This window comes from Psychroflexus longus, from assembly GCF_020164595.1.
Taxonomy (GTDB): domain Bacteria; phylum Bacteroidota; class Bacteroidia; order Flavobacteriales; family Flavobacteriaceae; genus Psychroflexus; species Psychroflexus longus.
This window is the reverse complement of record NZ_JAIQZE010000003.1, coordinates 22,876-39,599: the sequence shown is the minus strand read 5'-3', so window position 1 is coordinate 39,599 and position 16,724 is coordinate 22,876. Positions and strand designations below refer to the sequence as shown.

Here is a 16,724-nt window from a genome sequence, read left to right as displayed (position 1 = left end):
ATTCAGATGAAGCTAATTTTACCTCATCGGGATGACAAATATGTGAACAAACTTTTTAATAAAAAAATCTATTTCGGGTTGAAATTCTCGTTTTTTCTGCCTATACTTAAAGAGTTGTTAAATGATAAATTTTGAGCAAAAATAGTAAAGATATAAGACCTATTTCCACCTCTTCCTCAATAGAAGTAAGGTATGCGGAAACGGACCAGATGGGCGTCGTTCATCACTCAGTTTACCCAATTTATTTTGAACAAGCCAGGGTAGATTGGTTAAGATTAATGGGGATGCATTATCAAAAAATGGAAGATAGCGGCGTAATGTTACCTTTGAGTAGGTTAACAATAGATTACAAGAAACCCGCAAAATTTGGCGATATTTTAAATGTAGAAGTCAGCCTCAATAAATTACCTAGCGCGACTATTATTTTTGATTACACCATCAAAAATCAAAATAACGAACTTCTCACTCTAGGTCAAACCACTTTGGTTTTTGTCAACATGGCCACAAAAAAGCCTATGCGGTGTCCGGAACATATTATGGCCTTAATTGAAAATACTATTCCAAAAAATTAATCTTTGAAAAAAGCGTCCAGAAGAAGCTGAGCTGTTGCAGGGTTTGTAGCAATTGGGATATTATGTACATCGCAAATCCTCATCAACATCTGGACGTCTGGTTCATGCGGATGCTTACCAAGTGGATCTCTGAAGAAAAGTATCATCGATAATTTTTTCTCAGCTGCCAAAGCTGCTATTTGCGCATCGCCACCAATGGGTCCTGAAAGTTTTTTGTCAGTTTTCAGACCTGTGTTTTCGACATGCTTACCAGTAGTTCCTGTTGCAACAAGTTCTGCTTTTTTAAGCATTTCTAAATTTCTATTGATGAAATTTACCATCTCTGGCTTTTTCCCATCGTGAGCAATGATTGCGATTTTTTTCATCTGTCAGGTTATATTATTTTCTTCATAAAAACTGTACATGAATAATGGCCAGTGTCTCCTATTCTTTCTGGAATGTATTCGAAACCAGTCTTTAGATAAAGTTTCTGAGCAGCCTTCATGTTTGGCAAGGTTTCAATATAGCATTCTTTAAACCCTTGATTTCTTGCAAAATCCAGACACTTTTGCATCATTTGGCTTCCCAAACCTCGGCCTCTGGCCTCTGGATCAAAATACATTTTCTGCAATTCGCAAATTTCTGAATCTCCATTTTCTAACGGCGAAATGCCGGCACTTCCCAAAATATTATCACCTTCTACCAATACAAAATACTCTGCTCTTTCTTTTTGAAATGTTTCAAAAAGTTGATCCAAAGTTTTGTCTTCATATGCGGTTCCAACTTTTGGTGCTCCTTGTTCAACCAATACATAACGAATCATTTCGGCGACTTTTGGATTGTCTTTTTTCTGGATTGGGCGTATTTTAATTTCTGTCATGTTGGCTTCAGTTGAAAAGTTTGTTTAATTTGAATTTACTGGTTTTAGCCGAACTAAATACCACACGCAAAATTAAATGAATTAAAAAGTTATAGGTGTATCTGTCGTAAAATTTTAAAAATCTTGTTGATATCAAATTCAGAAAAAATAAGGAACAATAAATCCTTAAAATCCCTTTGATTATAAGTGGTAAACTTCAGTCTTTTTCTATTTTTACACCGTGAATACTAAAGAATTTTACATAAAACGATGTTTAGAATTGGCCAGAAATGGACTGAGCACCACCTACCCCAATCCATTGGTGGGTTGCGTTATTGTTCATGAAGACAAAATAATAGGCGAAGGCTGGCACATCCAAGCTGGAGAAGCTCATGCTGAAGTACGTGCCATCAATGCCGTGAAAGATCCCTCTTTATTATCAAAATCTACACTTTATGTCACTTTGGAGCCATGTAGTCACTTTGGAAAAACGCCTCCTTGCAGCGATCTTATTATCGATAAAAAGATTCCAAACATCGTCATAGGTACTATAGACCCTTTTGCAAAGGTTGCTGGAATGGGAGTGAAAAAGCTTTTGGCGGCTGGAAGAATTGTAAATGTTGGCGTCTGTGAGGACGAGTGTGAAAAGCTGAATAAGCGTTTTTTTACATTCCACAGAAAAAAAAGACCTTATATTATTTTGAAATGGGCAAAGACCAAGCTTGATTTTATTGCTCCTGTCGATCAGCAGAAAAATGAAATTTTCTGGATTACTAACAGTTATTCTCAACAACTTGTGCACAAGTGGAGAAGCGAAGAGCAAAGTATTTTGGTAGGAACACAAACGACTCTTATGGATAATCCGAGACTGAATGTAAGGCATTGGGATGGCAAAAACCCTGTTCGGTTGGTAATTGACAAAACGCTTAAGCTTAAAGAAAACCTTGCTGTTATGGATTCGTCGCAGCCTACAATCGTGTTTCATCAGGATGGATTAAGTCCAAAACATAGTGAGCATCTTAGGTTTGAGAAACTAGATTTTGATAATGACATTTTACCTCAACTTTTGAAAAAACTTTATGATCTTGAGTTACAATCTTTGATTATTGAAGGAGGCAGCAAAACGCTGCAAAGTTTTATAGATGCGGGTTTATGGGACGAAGCTCGTGTGTTTACCGGGCAAAATGCTATTGAAACTGGAGTGAAAGGTCCTGTTTTTAAAAAACAAGCTTCTGAAACTTTTGACATAGAAGGTGATCAACTCAATTACTACTATAATGATTAAAACCATCGTATTTGATTTTGGAGATGTATTTCTTACCCTTGACAAATCGGCCACTGGGAAGCACTTGAAAGAAAACGGTATTTCTGAATTGGACGTTGAACTTGTCAAGATTAATAATGCTTACGAGAAAGGCATGGTCTCTTCAGCTGAGTTTATACACTGCTACACCAAAAGATTTAATAGACTTACTACTGAAACATTTAAAACCGCATGGAATTCTATTTTGATAGAATTTCCCGAGCATAGATTAAAGTTTTTGAAAAAATTAAAAGCGGAAGGAAATTTCAAGTTGATTTTACTCAGCAATACAAACGAACTTCATATCAATTGGGTGAAGGAAAATATTTCAGTTTATGAAGAATTCCGTTCATGCTTTGATCAATTTTATTTGTCACATGAAATTCATTTTAGAAAGCCTGATGCTTCTATTTTTGAGTTTGTCTTGGATCAAAATGGTTTGAAGCCGGACGAAACACTTTTTGTTGACGATACTTTGGAACATACGCTAACGGCGCAAAAATTGGGTATTCGTACCTGGCATTTACAGGCTGGACAAGAAGAGGTCACTGAATTGTTTTCTAAAAAAAGTGATTTATTTTGATAGCGCTAATTTTGAGTATTTTGTCCTCAAGTGCAATTTATATTGCCTTTAAGCTTTTTGGAAAATATAAGGTCACTACACTTAATGCACTTATCGTTAATTATTTTACAGCATTTGTCTTGGGGATCATTATCCAGGGGAATGTTTCCCTGGAAGGAATCTGGGTGGCAACTTCAAAAGACTGGTTTTACGGCTCAATGGCTTTGGGTGCTATGTTTATTTTAGTATTTACGCTCATGGTGATTACGACTCAGAAAGGAGGAATGTCTGTGGTTTCTGTCTCCAGTAAAATGAGTGTCGCTATTCCCGTCATCTTTGTGATCGTCTATTACAATGAATCTTTAGGCTTTCTAAAAATTATTGGGATTATAACTGCTTTAATTTCGGTCTACTTGGTATCAGTCAGGAAAAAGAAGGGCTTGAGCATTGATATGAAGTATTTTATATTTCCATTATTGGTCTTCATTGGTAGTGGAATTATTGAAAGCAGCATCAAATTTTTAGAAAATACTTATGTTCCAAATGATGAAATTTCCTTGTTTTCAGCAAGCACTTTTTTCTTTGCTTGCGTCACCGGTCTTATAATGTTTGGAATAAGAAAATTTAAATACAAGGCAAACTTCAAAAGAAAAGATCTACTTGGAGGTTTTTTACTCGGTATTCCCAATTACTTTTCAATCTACTTTTTCATACTGGCCCTAAGAATAGAAGGTCTTGACAGCTCAAGTATTTTTATTATCAATAATGTAAGTATTGTATTGTTATCGACAATCCTGGGAATTTTATTTTTCAAGGAAAGGATGATTCGAAAAAATTGGGTTGGTATTGCAGTTGCTATTCTAAGTATTGTTTTGATTACTTACACTCAGTAATTTACTTTTTGAATCGGAATAAAATTTAATAAATAATATAGCGATTAAAGTCCCTACACCTCCACCCACTATGATATCGCTCGGAAAGTGAACCCCAACAAAGATTCTGCTTAAGGAAAACAAAATAGGCCAAATAAATATCAATCCGAGGTACTTGAATTTTGACTTTAAAAGTAAATAGATAAATATGGTAGCTGCAAAAGAAGTAGAAGCATGACCCGAGAAGAAACTATAATTGGAAGGTTCATAAAGAATCTTGATCGAATTCAAAATCTCCTCGGTTGCATTGGGTCGAGGTCTTTCAACCAGATGTTTAACTAATTCTGTAATCAAATGAGTGACTCCAACGCTTAACAGTAGAAACAAGATTCTCACTAAACCTTTCTTGAGATCTGACTTGTAAAGAAACAGGGCAAGTAAAAATACATAAAAGGGAATCCAATTTTCTGTGTAGGTAACAAAACTCCAGAATGCGTTTAGAATATCTGGACTAGAATTATTCAAAAAAACCATTAACTCCCAATCCAATCGGGTTGGATTTAATTCCATTAAAATCTTCTTTTAATAGGGCCAATAGCATCTTCCACTTCATCTTTTAACTTGGAAGTTTTAGACTCGAGAGTTTTGGTTCTGTCTTCAACTTCTTTTTTGATGTCGAAATCTAAATTATGATCCTTTTTCTGCTTGGTGATTTCAGTTTTGATTTCATCTGTAGCATGTCGGAACGACTTCATGGTTTTCCCAAAAAATCTGGCCATTTCAGGAATTTTATCAGCCCCAAAAACCATTATCAAAATGAATAGGATAAAAGCTATTTCTGAACCACTAATAAAAAGAGGTAAATTTATCATGCTACAAATATACTGGACTCTTTCTGAATTGCGAAATATAAAATTTTAAAACTTAGATAAGATTTTTAAAAAATAGACAAACCTGTGAGCGTGGTCAATTCTTCTAAAACCTTCATTCCCAATGCTGAATTTCCTTTTTGATTGAGCATTGGACTCCAGACGGCTACAGAATATTGTTCTGGATGTACCGCCACAATTCCTCCGCCTACTCCACTCTTTCCAGGCAATCCAACTCTGTAGCTGAACTCCCCTGCCTCATCGTAAAATCCGCAAGTCTGCATGATAGAATTGATACGTTTTACACTTTGTCTATCGATTACTTTCTCTTGTGTTTGAAAGTGCTTTCCCTCATTTGCAAACAGCATAAAGGCTTTGGATAGTTGCTCGCAAGTCATGGCAATTGAACATTGATAAAAATAGAAATCAAGAATTTTCTCGGTATCGTTGGAAATATTACCCAGAGATTTCATATAATTGACTAAAGCTTTATTGCGATAACCATGCTTTTTTTCGCTTTTGGCTACAGCCTTATCGAAATGTATATCATTGTCTCCACAGAGCTTGCGCACAAACATCAAAAGGTCTTCTTTAGGATCTTCCAATACGCTAAGCAATGCATCTGCTACAACAATAGAGCCTGCATTTATAAAAGGATTACGCGGAATACCTTTTTCTCTTTCCAGCTCTGTAAGGGAGTTGAAAGGTGTGCCGGAAGGCTCAACGTCTACTCTTTCCCATAAATCTTTACCCAACAATTCCTTGGCGATAGTAAGCGTGAAAACTTTCGAAATACTTTGAATTGAAAACCTTTCCTGGCTATCACCAAATTCAAATGAAGATCCATCTTGGCAAAAAAGGTAAATTCCAAATTTAAGTGGATCAACTTTGGATAGTTCTGGAATATAACTAGCTACTTTTCCCATTCCTTCTTTGGGCGTAAATTCCTTCTGAAGGATATTTAAAATCGCTTGATAATCCATTTTTTAAAATTTAAAGTAACTTTTAGGATTCAATTCATAAGGTAGTTTTCCTGGTTCAAATATAACGGCAGGAAGTTCTCCTTCAAGAGTAGTTTCAGAATTATTAATTTTAATCCAACTCCCTTCTCTCAGACCTACGACGGCTGTAGGATTTAAAGCTTGAAACTCTTTTATTCTGGTCTCTCGGGTTTCACCTTTGTGTGTTGATGAAGAATCTGGATCCTGGTAGTGAGGATTAAGATTAAAATTAAGTAGACCTAGAGTTTCAAAAGATGGAGGATACACAATAGGCATATCGTTGGTCGTTTGCATTGTTAGACCGCAGATATTGCTCCCGGCACTTGTTCCTAAATATTTCGCACCGCTTTGAATACTTTGCTTGAGTGTCGTCATTAAGTCAAGTTCATGAAGTTGTTTTACCAATAAAAACGTATTACCACCTCCTACAAAAATAGCTTTCGCATTGGAAATGGCTTTGTTCATGTCTTCAAATTCATGCAAACCAATAACTTTTTTTACGCAGGATTTTAAACCCTTCGAAGCTTTAGCAGTGTATTCTTCATGAGAAATCCCTCCAGGTCTGGCAAAAGGAATAAACACTACCTCATCTGTATTTTCAAAATGTGTTTTAAGTTCTGGTAAAAGATACTCTAAATATGAACTTCCATAAACGGTTGATGTACTGGCAACGATGGCTTGCATTAAATGATGACTTTAGTTAAATCGACTTGACTTAACATATATTTATCAGCAAAACTAGAGTGACATTTCTGATTTTTTAAGTAGATTGTACAAAAAATAACATATGAGACTGATCTCTACTATTATTATCCTCTTTTTAATTCAAAATATAACTGCACAAATAGACAATCGGGTCTATATCGCTGGTGAAGTCATAGTCCCTCTAGATGGTGAAATTTCTCAAATAGAAATCATTAATCAAAATTCCAAAGAAGGAACCGTAACCAATCAATATGGGCAATTTGGTATTTCTGTGAGAGAAGGAGATAGATTAAGATTTGAAGCCATTCAATATCAAAATTTTATAGTAATTGTTGATGAAAACATTATCAAAAAGAAAAAAATGACCATTAGAATTAATGATCAAATCAATACTTTGGATGAAGTAATTGTAAGACCTTACGATCTTGAAGGAAACATCGAAGTGGATGCTAAAAAAGTGAAAACGGAATTTTATCTGGCTCCAGAATCTGAAAAAGTATTGAATGAATATGAAGGTATGCAACCTTATGTAAGGTCACAAACCATTACAGAAAACTACACTACAGAACAACGTTTTATCAAGAATGGTTTAAATATCGCTAATATTTTTAGAGAAATTCTCTCTTCAAAAGAAATTGTAGAAGAACATAAACTCCCAAGGGATGTGGATGTGATGGTGAGAAAAATATATAAGGATTCATTTTTTAAAGAGCAGCTTGATATTAAAAAAGAAAATATCAACCAATTCATATTCTATGTAGAAGATCATGGATTGACAAAGCAAATGCTGGATAAAGGAAATGAACTGGATCTAATTTCATTTTTGATAGAAAAATCCAAAGAGTTTAAAGCCGAAAATTAATTTGAAGACTTTCCTGTATCTACTTGTCCTTTTTCCTTGTTTTATCTTCTCACAGGAGACCTACATGGAGGGCAAAATTTTCGCAGATTCAGTCGAAACTTACCAGGTAAATATTATCAACATTAACCAAAAGATCGGGAGTGTTTCAAATCAAGAAGGTAAATATAGTATAAAAGCTAATGTTGGCGATTCTATTTTATTCACCTCTTTACAGCACAAAACCTACACTTTAAAGGTTGAGGAAAATAATTTAAAAACTACAACCTCTATATTTTTAGAACTCGAAATCAATGAACTCCCTGAAGTTACAATCAATCAATATCAACTCTCAGGAGATTTGAGTAGCGACATAGATCAGGTGAAAGTAGATTTTGTGGACCAGCGTCAATTTGGGTTTGGTGTTCCAAGACAATTAGAAAAAGTAGAAAGGGAGATTTACTCTGCTAGCACAGGAATGCTCACACCGCTTATTTATGCCATTACAGGTGAAGCCAAAGTATTGCGGAAAAGAAAAGCAAATGCAGATATTCAATCCAATAAAAACAGAGTCTTGCGAAATGTCTCAGCAGACCTTATTACCAAAGACTTAAATATCCCGAGGATATATGTTGATGATTTCGCTTATTTTTGCGCAGAAGATGAGCAAACTATGACCATACTAGAAAAAAATGATCCCCTAGCTTTGATCGATGAATTGAAATTAAAAGCTATTGCATATCTAAAATTAAAAGAAATTACAGAATGAAGCTTTTCGGAATTTTGATGCTATGGTTAATATTAACCCCAACAACCAAGACAGATCACGAATTTTATTTGAGTGTTACCGATATCACTTATGTGAAAAAGGAGAAAAGCCTCCAGATCATATCCAGAATATTTACAGATGATTTTGAAAATGTGATCAACAAGCGATATGATAAGAACTTTAAACTTATTCCAACTCTTGAAGTCGAAGAGATAGATTTTTATATTGAAAAATACATTCGAGATAAGTTTATTTTAGAGACTAAATCTGGTGTTTTGTCTTTTGAATACATAGGAAGAAAATATGAAGATGATATGGTATATTTGTTTTTGGAGGTAAAAGATCTTGAAGATTTTGAAGCCTTGACTATAGAAAATTCAATTTTGACAGATTTATTTCAAGAGCAAAAAAACATGATTCATTTTAAATCAGATAAGTTAAAAAAAAGCTTTATTCTTGAAAAGAACATTTCAAAAAAAACCATTTTACACAATTAATTTAAATTATAATACCCACAGCTTATGAATTTAATTAAGTACACAAGTCTTTTACTCTCTGTTTTTGTGCTTTCCATGTCTGGATATGCTCAAGAAGAACAAGCAGAAGAAAAACAGGAAGGTCATACCAACCAGAATAAATTTAGGCAACTCTACGATGAATTTGCTACACCAAATGTGTATCGAACTGCTTCTGGAGCACCAGGACATCAATATTATCAGAATACAGCTGATTATGTGATGGACATTACTCTGGATGATGAAAATACAAGACTTTACGGTGAAGAAACCATTACTTACACCAACAATTCACCTGATGCTTTGGAATACTTATGGGTGATGCTAGATCAAAATATAAGAGCAAAAGACAGTCCTGCTAAAGAAAGAAACAGTAGTGAGTTTGCTCCGGTTACTCCAGCTGGTAATTTTGTGAATTCTCATATGAAAGCAGATTTTGATGGTGGGTTCAATATTAAAAAAGTACACAGAAACGGCGAGGCTATTCCATACACTATCAATTATACAATGATGAGAGTGGATTTAGCAGAACCTCTTATGCCTGGTGAATCTTTTGACTTCTCGATTGAATGGGATTATTTAATTAACAACCACACCATCAATGGAGGTCGTTCTGGTTATGAATACTTTGAAGAAGATGACAATAGAGCATACGTCATTGCACAATTTTTCCCAAGAATGGCTGTTTACAATGATAAGGAAGGATGGCAAAATTATCAATTCTGGGGAAGCGGAGAGTTCGCTTTGCCTTTCGGAAATTATGATGTAAAAATCACAGTTCCTGAAGATCACATCCTAGATGCTACAGGCAAATTGCAAAATAGAGACCAGGTATTTAGTAAAGTTATGCTGGATCGTTTTGAAAAAGCAAAAACTTCTTACGATGAACCAGTTGTCATAGTGACTGAAGAGGAAGCTATTGCCAACGAAAAAATGAATGCTACCAAAACCAAAACTTGGGAATTTAAAGCCAATATGGTCAGAGATTTTGGATTTGCAACCTCAAGAAAGTTTATCTGGGACATGATGGCTGTAAAGGTTGGGGACAAAGATGTGATGGCAGTATCGCTATATCCTAAAGAGGGTAATCCACTGTGGGAAGACTGGTCAACGAGAGCAGTTGCAAGTACACTTGAAACTTACAGCAACTTTACTTTTCAATATCCTTACCACAAAGCAATTTCGGTTCATGCTAGAAGTCAGGGAATGGAATATCCTATGATTTGCTGGAATTATGGACGTCCAGATGAAAATGGATTCATTTCGGACAGAGTAAAATTCGGTATGATGAGTGTAATTATCCACGAGGTTGGACACAACTTCTTCCCAATGATTGTCAATAGTGATGAAAGACAGTGGGGATGGATGGACGAAGGACTTAATACGTTTATGCAGTATTTATCTGAGCAAGAGTTTGCTAAGAAATATCCTGAAATATTACAAGGAAACAACCAGGTTTATGAGAAATATCCATCTAGACGTGGTGAACCTTCCAAAATTGTGAACTACATGAAAGGAAATCAAGACTTCATTTCTCCTATCATGACCAATCCAGAGCAAGTTTATCAACTAGGTAACAATGCCTACGGTAAGCCAGCAACTGCTTTAAATATTTTAAGAGAAACTGTAATGGGTGAAGAGTTATTTGATTATTCATTCAAAAAATTTGCTCAAAGATGGATGTTTAAGCACCCTACTCCAGAAGATTTCTTTAGAACCATGGAGGATGCTTCTGCAGTTGAATTAGACTGGTATTGGAGAGGCTGGTTCTACACCACAGACTATGTAGATATAGGTATTGAGGATGTGAAGAACTATTTCATAACTAGTAATCCAACTGTTGAAGGTAAAGCCTTATTAGCAAGATATGGTATTGATGATCCTGCGAATGATCCTCGTACTAAAGATGCAGTGTATTTACTGACTGCAGATAGTGAAAGCTTTGAGGCATCGATGAAAGAAGGTGATCCTTTAGAAAATGCTCCAAAACTTAGAGAATATTTAATGGATAATTTCACTCAGCAAGAAATAGATGAGATGAAACATCCTAAACATATTTATGAAATCACTTTCAATAAACCAGGTGGTTTAGTAATGCCGATAATTATTGAATTTCATTATGCTGACGATACTTCAGAAATAATTGAGTATCCAGTCCAGGTTTGGAGAAAAAATGATTCAGAAGTAAAAAAGGCAATTTTTTCTGAAAAGGAAATTGTTAAGATGATCGTTGATCCTAAAGAGGAAACTGCAGATATCGATACCTCAAACAATGTATGGCCAAGAGAAAATAAAGCAAGTGAATTTGATGCCTTTAAGGAAGGTAAGTAAACACTTCTAATATTTTTAATATTAAAAATGCCAGCTAAAAGCTGGCATTTTTTTATTTAATAAAATGTAGAGCTTTTGGAATCAATTTAATGTGTAATTCTTTAAACTCATCAATAACCTCTCCATCTATTTGAAGTATTCTTGATTCTTTCAACCTTATTGTAGCAGATTTTGCCTGTATAGTTTCTAAATTCTCGGTTTGGTAATCTTCATCAAATTTTGATAAAGTAGCTTTTATAAGATCAGAAAAATCCATGCCTTTTACTATAACTAGTTCGAAAAAACCATCATCAATTTTACCAATGGTATTAAGAGGAATACCTGTTCCATATTTTCTACCATTACAGATGGCTAGCATCACTCCTTTTCTTTCATATTCCATCTGATCTGTTACAATTTCAAATTCAAAACTTTTAGGGTTTTTAAACTCAGACCAGAAATGTTTGGCATAAGTAAACATTCCTCTACCACCATCTTTTTCATAATTGGCAACAAGATTGGCATTGGCTCCAAGATCGCCAAGATGAAGAAGTAAATGAGAACCATTCACTTGGAGTAAATCCAGTTTTTGGAAGTCATCAGAATCCAAAAACTTTTGCAAAAGCCTTTTTGGATAATCAACAAGATTAAGCTCTTCAGCCATGCCATTGGCGGAACCCATAGGAATAAATCCGACCTTAGTTTTATTTTCCATCAAAGGCTTGAGAAACATATTTAATGTACCGTCACCTCCAGCGATGATTACTTTTTTGGGAGACTTAGAAGCAATTAATCCTTCCAGTTGCTCGCAATCATTTTTTCCTGTTGTTTTAAAAATATGATAATCCAAACCAGATTTACTGAGTATGAGCTTCGCTGAATCTGTGAAACCATCTTTATTTTTATTACCAGATACAGGATTAATAACTAAAAGAATTTCCATCCTTATAAATTTAATAGGGCTTTAATGTTTTCTATCTCCGCTTCTACATCGTCATCATCTTGAAAATAAGTACAAGCTACCCCTGTTGCCTGAAGAGTATTCCATTTTTCTTTTTGAATTTTATCAACTGAAAATCTGGTCTGTCTAATAAAAACCTTTACAATCTGCGACTTGTAATCGTTCACAATTTCGGCATAAATGTCCATATCTTTTTGAGTATCATCACCAATTAGAATAAACTTTTTGTCTGGTAGATTTGAGAAAAGGTGATGCAGAAAATCAACTTTATGTTTTCCCTTTTTCGGTTTGAATAAAGACTTGAACTTCAAATAACCCGTTAAAAAAAGAGGTCCTGAGGGAATTTTATTAAATCTGAATATCGCAGTTATTAAACCAAACAAATTACTTTCGCTTTTAGACAAATAAGCTATTCTGAATTGATTTTCATCAAAAAAATCAAGTAAAGCATTGCTGAATAACACTTTATTTCTTCGCTTTGGTCTTTTGAATAAAATCGTGAATATTCTCTTCAATGCTGAAGCTGTGTGAGAATGAATCACTGTATCATCAATATCTGAAATCACCTCCACAGAAGTTGGTAAGTTTTTAAAATAATAAGGATGTATTTGCTCAATGCTTAAATGATTGTGTTTTTCGTCAAATACCTTAAAGTTCACCAATTTATCAATTGGTAATATTTTGAAGAAATATCCTTTTTTATTGGCTTCAACAGTAAATGTTTGGGATTGAGTTTCAATTCGAATAGATTTTCCTTTGTACGTTTTTTTTCGATAAGAGCTAAGAACATTCCAGGCATTAACAAATATAGACCGGGGAGATTTATCAATTGAAGTTTGATTTCTTAGGACTGTGCCGGTAACTAAAACAGTGTCTTTTAATTCTACTGCAGTGAAGTGCCAAAGAAATGCCATACTTATTTTTTAGTTTTGAATTTCAACCTAAAAAGTAAGAAAATACCACCTGCAAAAAAAATGATGAGAAACAAAATAGCATTTCTGATACTGCCTGTAACTTGAGCTATGAAACCATACAAAAACATTCCGATAACGATTCCGATTTTTTCAGTGACTTCATAAAAGCTAAAAAAGGAAGCTGTGTCCTTTTCATTTTCAGGGATATATTTGGAATAAGTTGACCTCGATAAGGACTGAATGGCTCCCATAACCAAACCCACAAAAAAAGCAGTGATATAAAATTGAATAGGCTGTGTAATAAAGAAGGCATAAATACAGATACCAATCCAAATAATATTGATTACTATTAAAATATTGATGTTACCATAGTGTTCTGTAAGTTTTGAGGCAGCGTTTGCCCCAGCAATAGCAACGAGTTGAATTAAAAGAATACTTATAATAAGTCCATTGGTCGATTCTCCTTCGGCCCATTGTATTTCGCCTACACCAAAATAGGTGGCAATCAGCATGATCGTTTGTACTGCCATGCTGTAAACAAAAAACGCCCTTAAGTAAGGTTCAAACCCATAGGAGGATTTAATTTTTTTGTAAGTTTTCTTAAGTTCCCTAAACCCATTGAAAAGTAAATCTTTGGTTTTAGCACTTCCTTTTCGATTCCCTTTTGGTAAAAAAGCGTAAGTATATTGGCTAAATGCTATCCACCAAATACCTGTAAGTATAAATGAAATTCTAGTAGGCAGATCCTCGCTTTCGAATCCTAAAGCCCTGTGATTCATGATGAGGACAAGGCATAGTACAAGTAAAATTACACTTCCTATATACCCTAAAGAAAACCCTTTTGCTGAAGCTTTATCCTGTTGATCTCTATAGGCTATATCTGGTAAATAGGAATTGTAGAAGACAATACTTCCCCAAAATCCTATCAACCCAAAAAAGTAGCAAACTAGGCCAAACAACAAGTGATCAAGATCAAACCAAAATAAGCCAATGCACGCTGAAGCTCCGAGGTAATTGAAGAATTTCATAAAATTCTTTTTATTACCTATATAATCTGCCATACCGCCTAGTAAAGGACTCATGATAGAAATAACTATAAAAGCTAAGCCTGTAACATAACTTATCAGCGCATCATTATTGAAACCAAAACCAAGAAACCAGACAGTATCATCTATTACAATTCCTTGATCGTTTTTGATAAGGGTTAATGCTCCATAATAGATTGGAAAGATGGCTGAACTAATGACTAAGGGGTAAACGGAGTTTGCCCAATCGTAGAAAGCCCACGCATGAATGAGTTTTTTATGTCCTTTTGGAAGTGAAATAAACTTCAAAACTTATTATTGAAAAGAAGTCACACCATATTTAGCAGCTTCTTTTTTAGCATCACTCGACCAATTTTGCAGGTTTTTAATTCGCTCATCATTAGCTGGATGCGTACTAAGGAACTGGGGTGGTCCGCCACCTCCAGAATTTTCTTTCATGCGTTTCCAAAGTTCTGCTGCCTCATCTGGATCATAACCCGCAATGGCCATCAAATTGATACCAATTTTATCTGCTTCAGTTTCGTGTTTCCTGCTAAATGGTAACATAATACCTACTTGAGACCCGATGCCGTAGGCTGTTGCAAAAATTTGCTGACTTTGTTGATCATCCCCAATAGCCATCATTCCAACTGCACCAGCTACCTGTTGCAATTGTGCTGCACTCATACGTTGCTGGCCATGGTTAGCAAGGGCGTGAGCTACCTCATGGCCCATTATTGCAGCAACACCAGCTTCGGTTTTGGCAATAGGAAGGATTCCAGTGTAGAAAGCAATTTTGCCTCCTGGCATGGCCCAAGCATTTACCTGATCATCCTCTATAAGGTTGAATTCCCATTTGTAATCATCAGTATAATTAGGGTAACCATTTTCCATTAACCAACGTTCAGAAGCATTGGCGATTTTAAGTCCAACTCTTTGAATCATTTGGGCATGTTCACCTTCTTTAATCACCTTACTCTCTTCAAGGACTTGATTGTATTGTTGAAAAGACATCGGAAGTATTTGAGAATTTGGAACCAATGCTAAAGTACTTTTCCCTGTGAAAGGGTTTTGTCCACAGCCAACAACAATGATGAATATTATTAAAAAACTGGTATAAAATTTGAACTTAGCCATAATATAAATTTTTACCAAAACTAAACATAAAATAGAACATTTGATTTTAGATGTGATTGATTTGTGACAATTGTATAGTCATACTTTATTAACTTTAACTTTTAAAAAAATTCAAAATGAAAAAAATATCAATTTTAATCCTTGCTATTGTATTTATCTCTTGTAAATCTGAAGCCCAACAGGATGAAAAAACCACTAAAGAGTATAAAGTCCAAAAAACAGAAAGCGAGTGGAAAGCCGAACTTACTGATTTAGAGTATCGGGTTTTGCGAAAAGCTGACACTGAAAGACCTTTCTCAAGTCCACTGAATGATGTTAAAGAACCTGGAGTTTTTGTTTGTGCTGCATGCGGTAATGAACTTTATGAAACCGAGCATAAATTTGACAGTGGTACAGGTTGGCCGAGTTTCGATAGAGCAGTAGAAAATAGCTTAGCTTTTAGTTCTGACAGAAAATTGGGCTACGAAAGATCCGAATTGTTATGTGGAGATTGTGGTGGGCATCTAGGCCATATATTTGATGATGGACCACAAGAAACTACCGGTAAAAGACACTGTATTAACGGAGCAGCCTTAGAATTTAGACCAAAAGATAAATCATAATATTTATGACTGATAAAAATAAAATGACAGATCAAGACTGGAAAGAAAAACTTTCTGAAAAAGAATATCATGTCTTGAGAGAAAAAGGAACTGAGCCCCCTCATTCAGGTAAATACAATGCGCACTTCGAAGATGGAGAATACCATTGCAATGGTTGTGGAGCATTATTATTTGACAGTGAGTCCAAATTTGAAAGCAATTGTGGATGGCCAAGTTTTGATAGCTCAATTGAAGGTGCTATAGAATACAAAAAAGATACGACTTTTGGTATGACGCGAATTGAAATACTCTGTTCCAATTGTGGAGGGCACATTGGCCACATTTTTGATGATGGTCCAACAGAAACAGGGAAGCGCTATTGCGTTAACTCCTTGAGTATTAATTTTGAAAATTGAAAATCATGAAAAAATTAAGCTTATTACTTGCCATCATTTTTATTGTCTCAAGTTGTGAAGGTGATCGCGGACCACAAGGACCTCCAGGACTAGATGGTGCACCTGGGGATGCAATTATTGGAACCATATTTGAAATTGAAATTGACTTTTTAGCGCAAGATAACTTCTCTTTTATTTTTGAATTCCCTCCTAATGAGGTTGAAGTCTTCGAAAGTGATATAGTAAAAGTTTATCTGTTGGAAGAGACTGTTAGTGATCCTTCAGGACCCGTGGATGTATGGACACCCTTGCCTAATAGTTTTTTCTTCAATGATGGAAATCAATTGGTATATAACTACAATCATACGTTTTTTGACGTCAATATTTTTCTAGATGGAAATATTGATCTCAATACAGTATCCAATGATTTTCTTACAGATCAGGTCTTTAGGATTGCAATTATACCAGCCGATTTTGCAGAAAGCAATGAAAACTTAAATAGTTACGAATCAGTGATGGAAGCTATGCCAAATGCTAAAGTGCTAAAAGTTCAATAA

General features: G+C 35.0%; 21 protein-coding genes. 11 read left to right on the top strand and 10 right to left on the bottom strand.

Features of this window, described 5'->3' with window-relative positions; all coding sequences use genetic code 11:
• Window positions 1-131 precede the first annotated feature (131 nt).
• Complete coding sequence (locus LB452_RS04060; protein ID WP_224460449.1) at window positions 132-572, top strand: acyl-CoA thioesterase; 441 nt, start codon at window positions 132-134, stop codon at window positions 570-572.
• Here LB452_RS04060 and LB452_RS04055 read toward each other — a convergent pair.
• Entirely contained in the window at window positions 569-937 is a 369-nt protein-coding gene (locus LB452_RS04055) for a methylglyoxal synthase (RefSeq protein WP_224460448.1), read from the bottom strand. The genes LB452_RS04060 and LB452_RS04055 overlap by 4 nt on opposite strands.
• An 8-nt stretch (window positions 938-945) precedes the next feature.
• Window positions 946-1,431, bottom strand: coding sequence for a GNAT family N-acetyltransferase (locus tag LB452_RS04050; protein WP_224460447.1), 486 nt, complete (start codon window positions 1,429-1,431; stop codon window positions 946-948).
• 220 nt (window positions 1,432-1,651) lie between these two features.
• Here LB452_RS04050 and ribD point away from each other — a divergent pair, with 220 nt between their 5' ends.
• Genes ribD through LB452_RS04035 form a run of 3 tightly spaced genes read left to right on the top strand, consistent with a single transcriptional unit; the run spans window position 1,652 to window position 4,168 of the window.
• Window positions 1,652-2,695, top strand: a complete 1,044-nt coding sequence (gene ribD / locus LB452_RS04045) for a bifunctional diaminohydroxyphosphoribosylaminopyrimidine deaminase/5-amino-6-(5-phosphoribosylamino)uracil reductase RibD (RefSeq protein WP_224460446.1) — start codon at window positions 1,652-1,654, stop codon at window positions 2,693-2,695.
• The gene (locus LB452_RS04040; protein ID WP_224460445.1) at window positions 2,688-3,296 is read left to right on the top strand and encodes an HAD family hydrolase; all 609 of its coding nucleotides are present in this window, start codon (window positions 2,688-2,690) and stop codon (window positions 3,294-3,296) included. The genes ribD and LB452_RS04040 overlap by 8 nt, the downstream gene beginning before the upstream one ends.
• Window positions 3,293-4,168: an EamA family transporter gene (locus LB452_RS04035; protein ID WP_224460444.1), complete on the top strand. Its 876-nt coding sequence runs from the start codon at window positions 3,293-3,295 to the stop codon at window positions 4,166-4,168. Before LB452_RS04040 ends, LB452_RS04035 begins: the two co-directional genes overlap by 4 nt.
• On the opposite strand, the gene LB452_RS04030 is transcribed toward LB452_RS04035, so the two are convergent.
• The 4 genes from LB452_RS04030 to pepE form a co-directional block, all read right to left on the bottom strand.
• Entirely contained in the window at window positions 4,136-4,717 is a 582-nt protein-coding gene (locus LB452_RS04030) for a phosphatase PAP2 family protein (RefSeq protein ID WP_224460443.1), read from the bottom strand. The genes LB452_RS04035 and LB452_RS04030 overlap by 33 nt on opposite strands.
• Window positions 4,717-5,019 carry a Sec-independent protein translocase subunit TatA/TatB gene (locus tag LB452_RS04025; RefSeq protein ID WP_224460442.1) on the bottom strand — a complete coding sequence of 101 codons (303 nt, stop codon included), beginning with the start codon at window positions 5,017-5,019 and terminating at the stop codon, window positions 4,717-4,719. The genes LB452_RS04030 and LB452_RS04025 overlap by 1 nt, the downstream gene beginning before the upstream one ends.
• A gap of 65 nt (window positions 5,020-5,084) precedes the next feature.
• Entirely contained in the window at window positions 5,085-5,999 is a 915-nt protein-coding gene (locus LB452_RS04020) for a glutaminase (RefSeq protein ID WP_224460441.1), read from the bottom strand.
• A gap of 3 nt (window positions 6,000-6,002) precedes the next feature.
• Window positions 6,003-6,701 (bottom strand): dipeptidase PepE, encoded by a 699-nt coding sequence (gene pepE / locus LB452_RS04015; RefSeq protein WP_224460440.1) that lies wholly within the window; start codon window positions 6,699-6,701, stop codon window positions 6,003-6,005.
• Between the two features lie 103 nt (window positions 6,702-6,804).
• Between pepE and LB452_RS04010 the strand changes: the two genes are divergently transcribed.
• From LB452_RS04010 to LB452_RS03995, 4 genes are all read left to right on the top strand, one after another.
• Entirely contained in the window at window positions 6,805-7,584 is a 780-nt protein-coding gene (locus LB452_RS04010; RefSeq protein ID WP_224460439.1) for a hypothetical protein, read from the top strand.
• A gap of 64 nt (window positions 7,585-7,648) precedes the next feature.
• Window positions 7,649-8,329 (top strand): carboxypeptidase-like regulatory domain-containing protein, encoded by a 681-nt coding sequence (locus LB452_RS04005; protein WP_224460438.1) that lies wholly within the window; start codon window positions 7,649-7,651, stop codon window positions 8,327-8,329.
• On the top strand, window positions 8,326-8,826 hold the full coding sequence (locus LB452_RS04000) for a DUF6702 family protein (RefSeq protein ID WP_224460437.1): 501 nt from the start codon (window positions 8,326-8,328) through the stop codon (window positions 8,824-8,826). Before LB452_RS04005 ends, LB452_RS04000 begins: the two co-directional genes overlap by 4 nt.
• Window positions 8,827-8,850: 24 nt before the next feature.
• Complete coding sequence (locus LB452_RS03995; protein WP_224460436.1) at window positions 8,851-11,175, top strand: M1 family metallopeptidase; 2,325 nt, start codon at window positions 8,851-8,853, stop codon at window positions 11,173-11,175.
• 52 nt (window positions 11,176-11,227) lie between these two features.
• Here the strand turns inward: LB452_RS03995 and LB452_RS03990 are convergent, their stop codons facing one another.
• The 4 genes from LB452_RS03990 to LB452_RS03975 are packed head-to-tail and all read right to left on the bottom strand — an operon-like array spanning window position 11,228 to window position 15,191.
• A complete protein-coding gene (locus LB452_RS03990; protein WP_224460435.1) occupies window positions 11,228-12,097 on the bottom strand; it encodes a diacylglycerol/lipid kinase family protein in 870 nt (289 codons plus the stop codon).
• 2 nt (window positions 12,098-12,099) lie between these two features.
• A complete protein-coding gene (locus tag LB452_RS03985; RefSeq protein ID WP_224460434.1) occupies window positions 12,100-13,029 on the bottom strand; it encodes a phosphatase domain-containing protein in 930 nt (309 codons plus the stop codon).
• A 2-nt stretch (window positions 13,030-13,031) separates the two neighbouring features.
• Window positions 13,032-14,363, bottom strand: a complete 1,332-nt coding sequence (locus LB452_RS03980) for an MFS transporter (RefSeq protein ID WP_224460433.1) — start codon at window positions 14,361-14,363, stop codon at window positions 13,032-13,034.
• 6 nt (window positions 14,364-14,369) lie between these two features.
• Window positions 14,370-15,191 carry a M48 family metallopeptidase gene (locus tag LB452_RS03975; RefSeq protein WP_224460432.1) on the bottom strand — a complete coding sequence of 274 codons (822 nt, stop codon included), beginning with the start codon at window positions 15,189-15,191 and terminating at the stop codon, window positions 14,370-14,372.
• Window positions 15,192-15,307: 116 nt separating this feature from the next.
• Between LB452_RS03975 and msrB (LB452_RS03970) the strand changes: the two genes are divergently transcribed.
• From msrB (LB452_RS03970) to LB452_RS03960, 3 genes are read left to right on the top strand one after another with little or no spacing between them, the layout of a single operon-like run.
• Window positions 15,308-15,793: a peptide-methionine (R)-S-oxide reductase MsrB gene (msrB, locus tag LB452_RS03970; protein ID WP_224460431.1), complete on the top strand. Its 486-nt coding sequence runs from the start codon at window positions 15,308-15,310 to the stop codon at window positions 15,791-15,793.
• 5 nt (window positions 15,794-15,798) lie between these two features.
• Window positions 15,799-16,188 carry a peptide-methionine (R)-S-oxide reductase MsrB gene (gene msrB, locus LB452_RS03965; RefSeq protein WP_224460430.1) on the top strand — a complete coding sequence of 130 codons (390 nt, stop codon included), beginning with the start codon at window positions 15,799-15,801 and terminating at the stop codon, window positions 16,186-16,188.
• A 5-nt stretch (window positions 16,189-16,193) separates the two neighbouring features.
• Entirely contained in the window at window positions 16,194-16,724 is a 531-nt protein-coding gene (locus LB452_RS03960; protein ID WP_224460429.1) for a collagen-like triple helix repeat-containing protein, read from the top strand.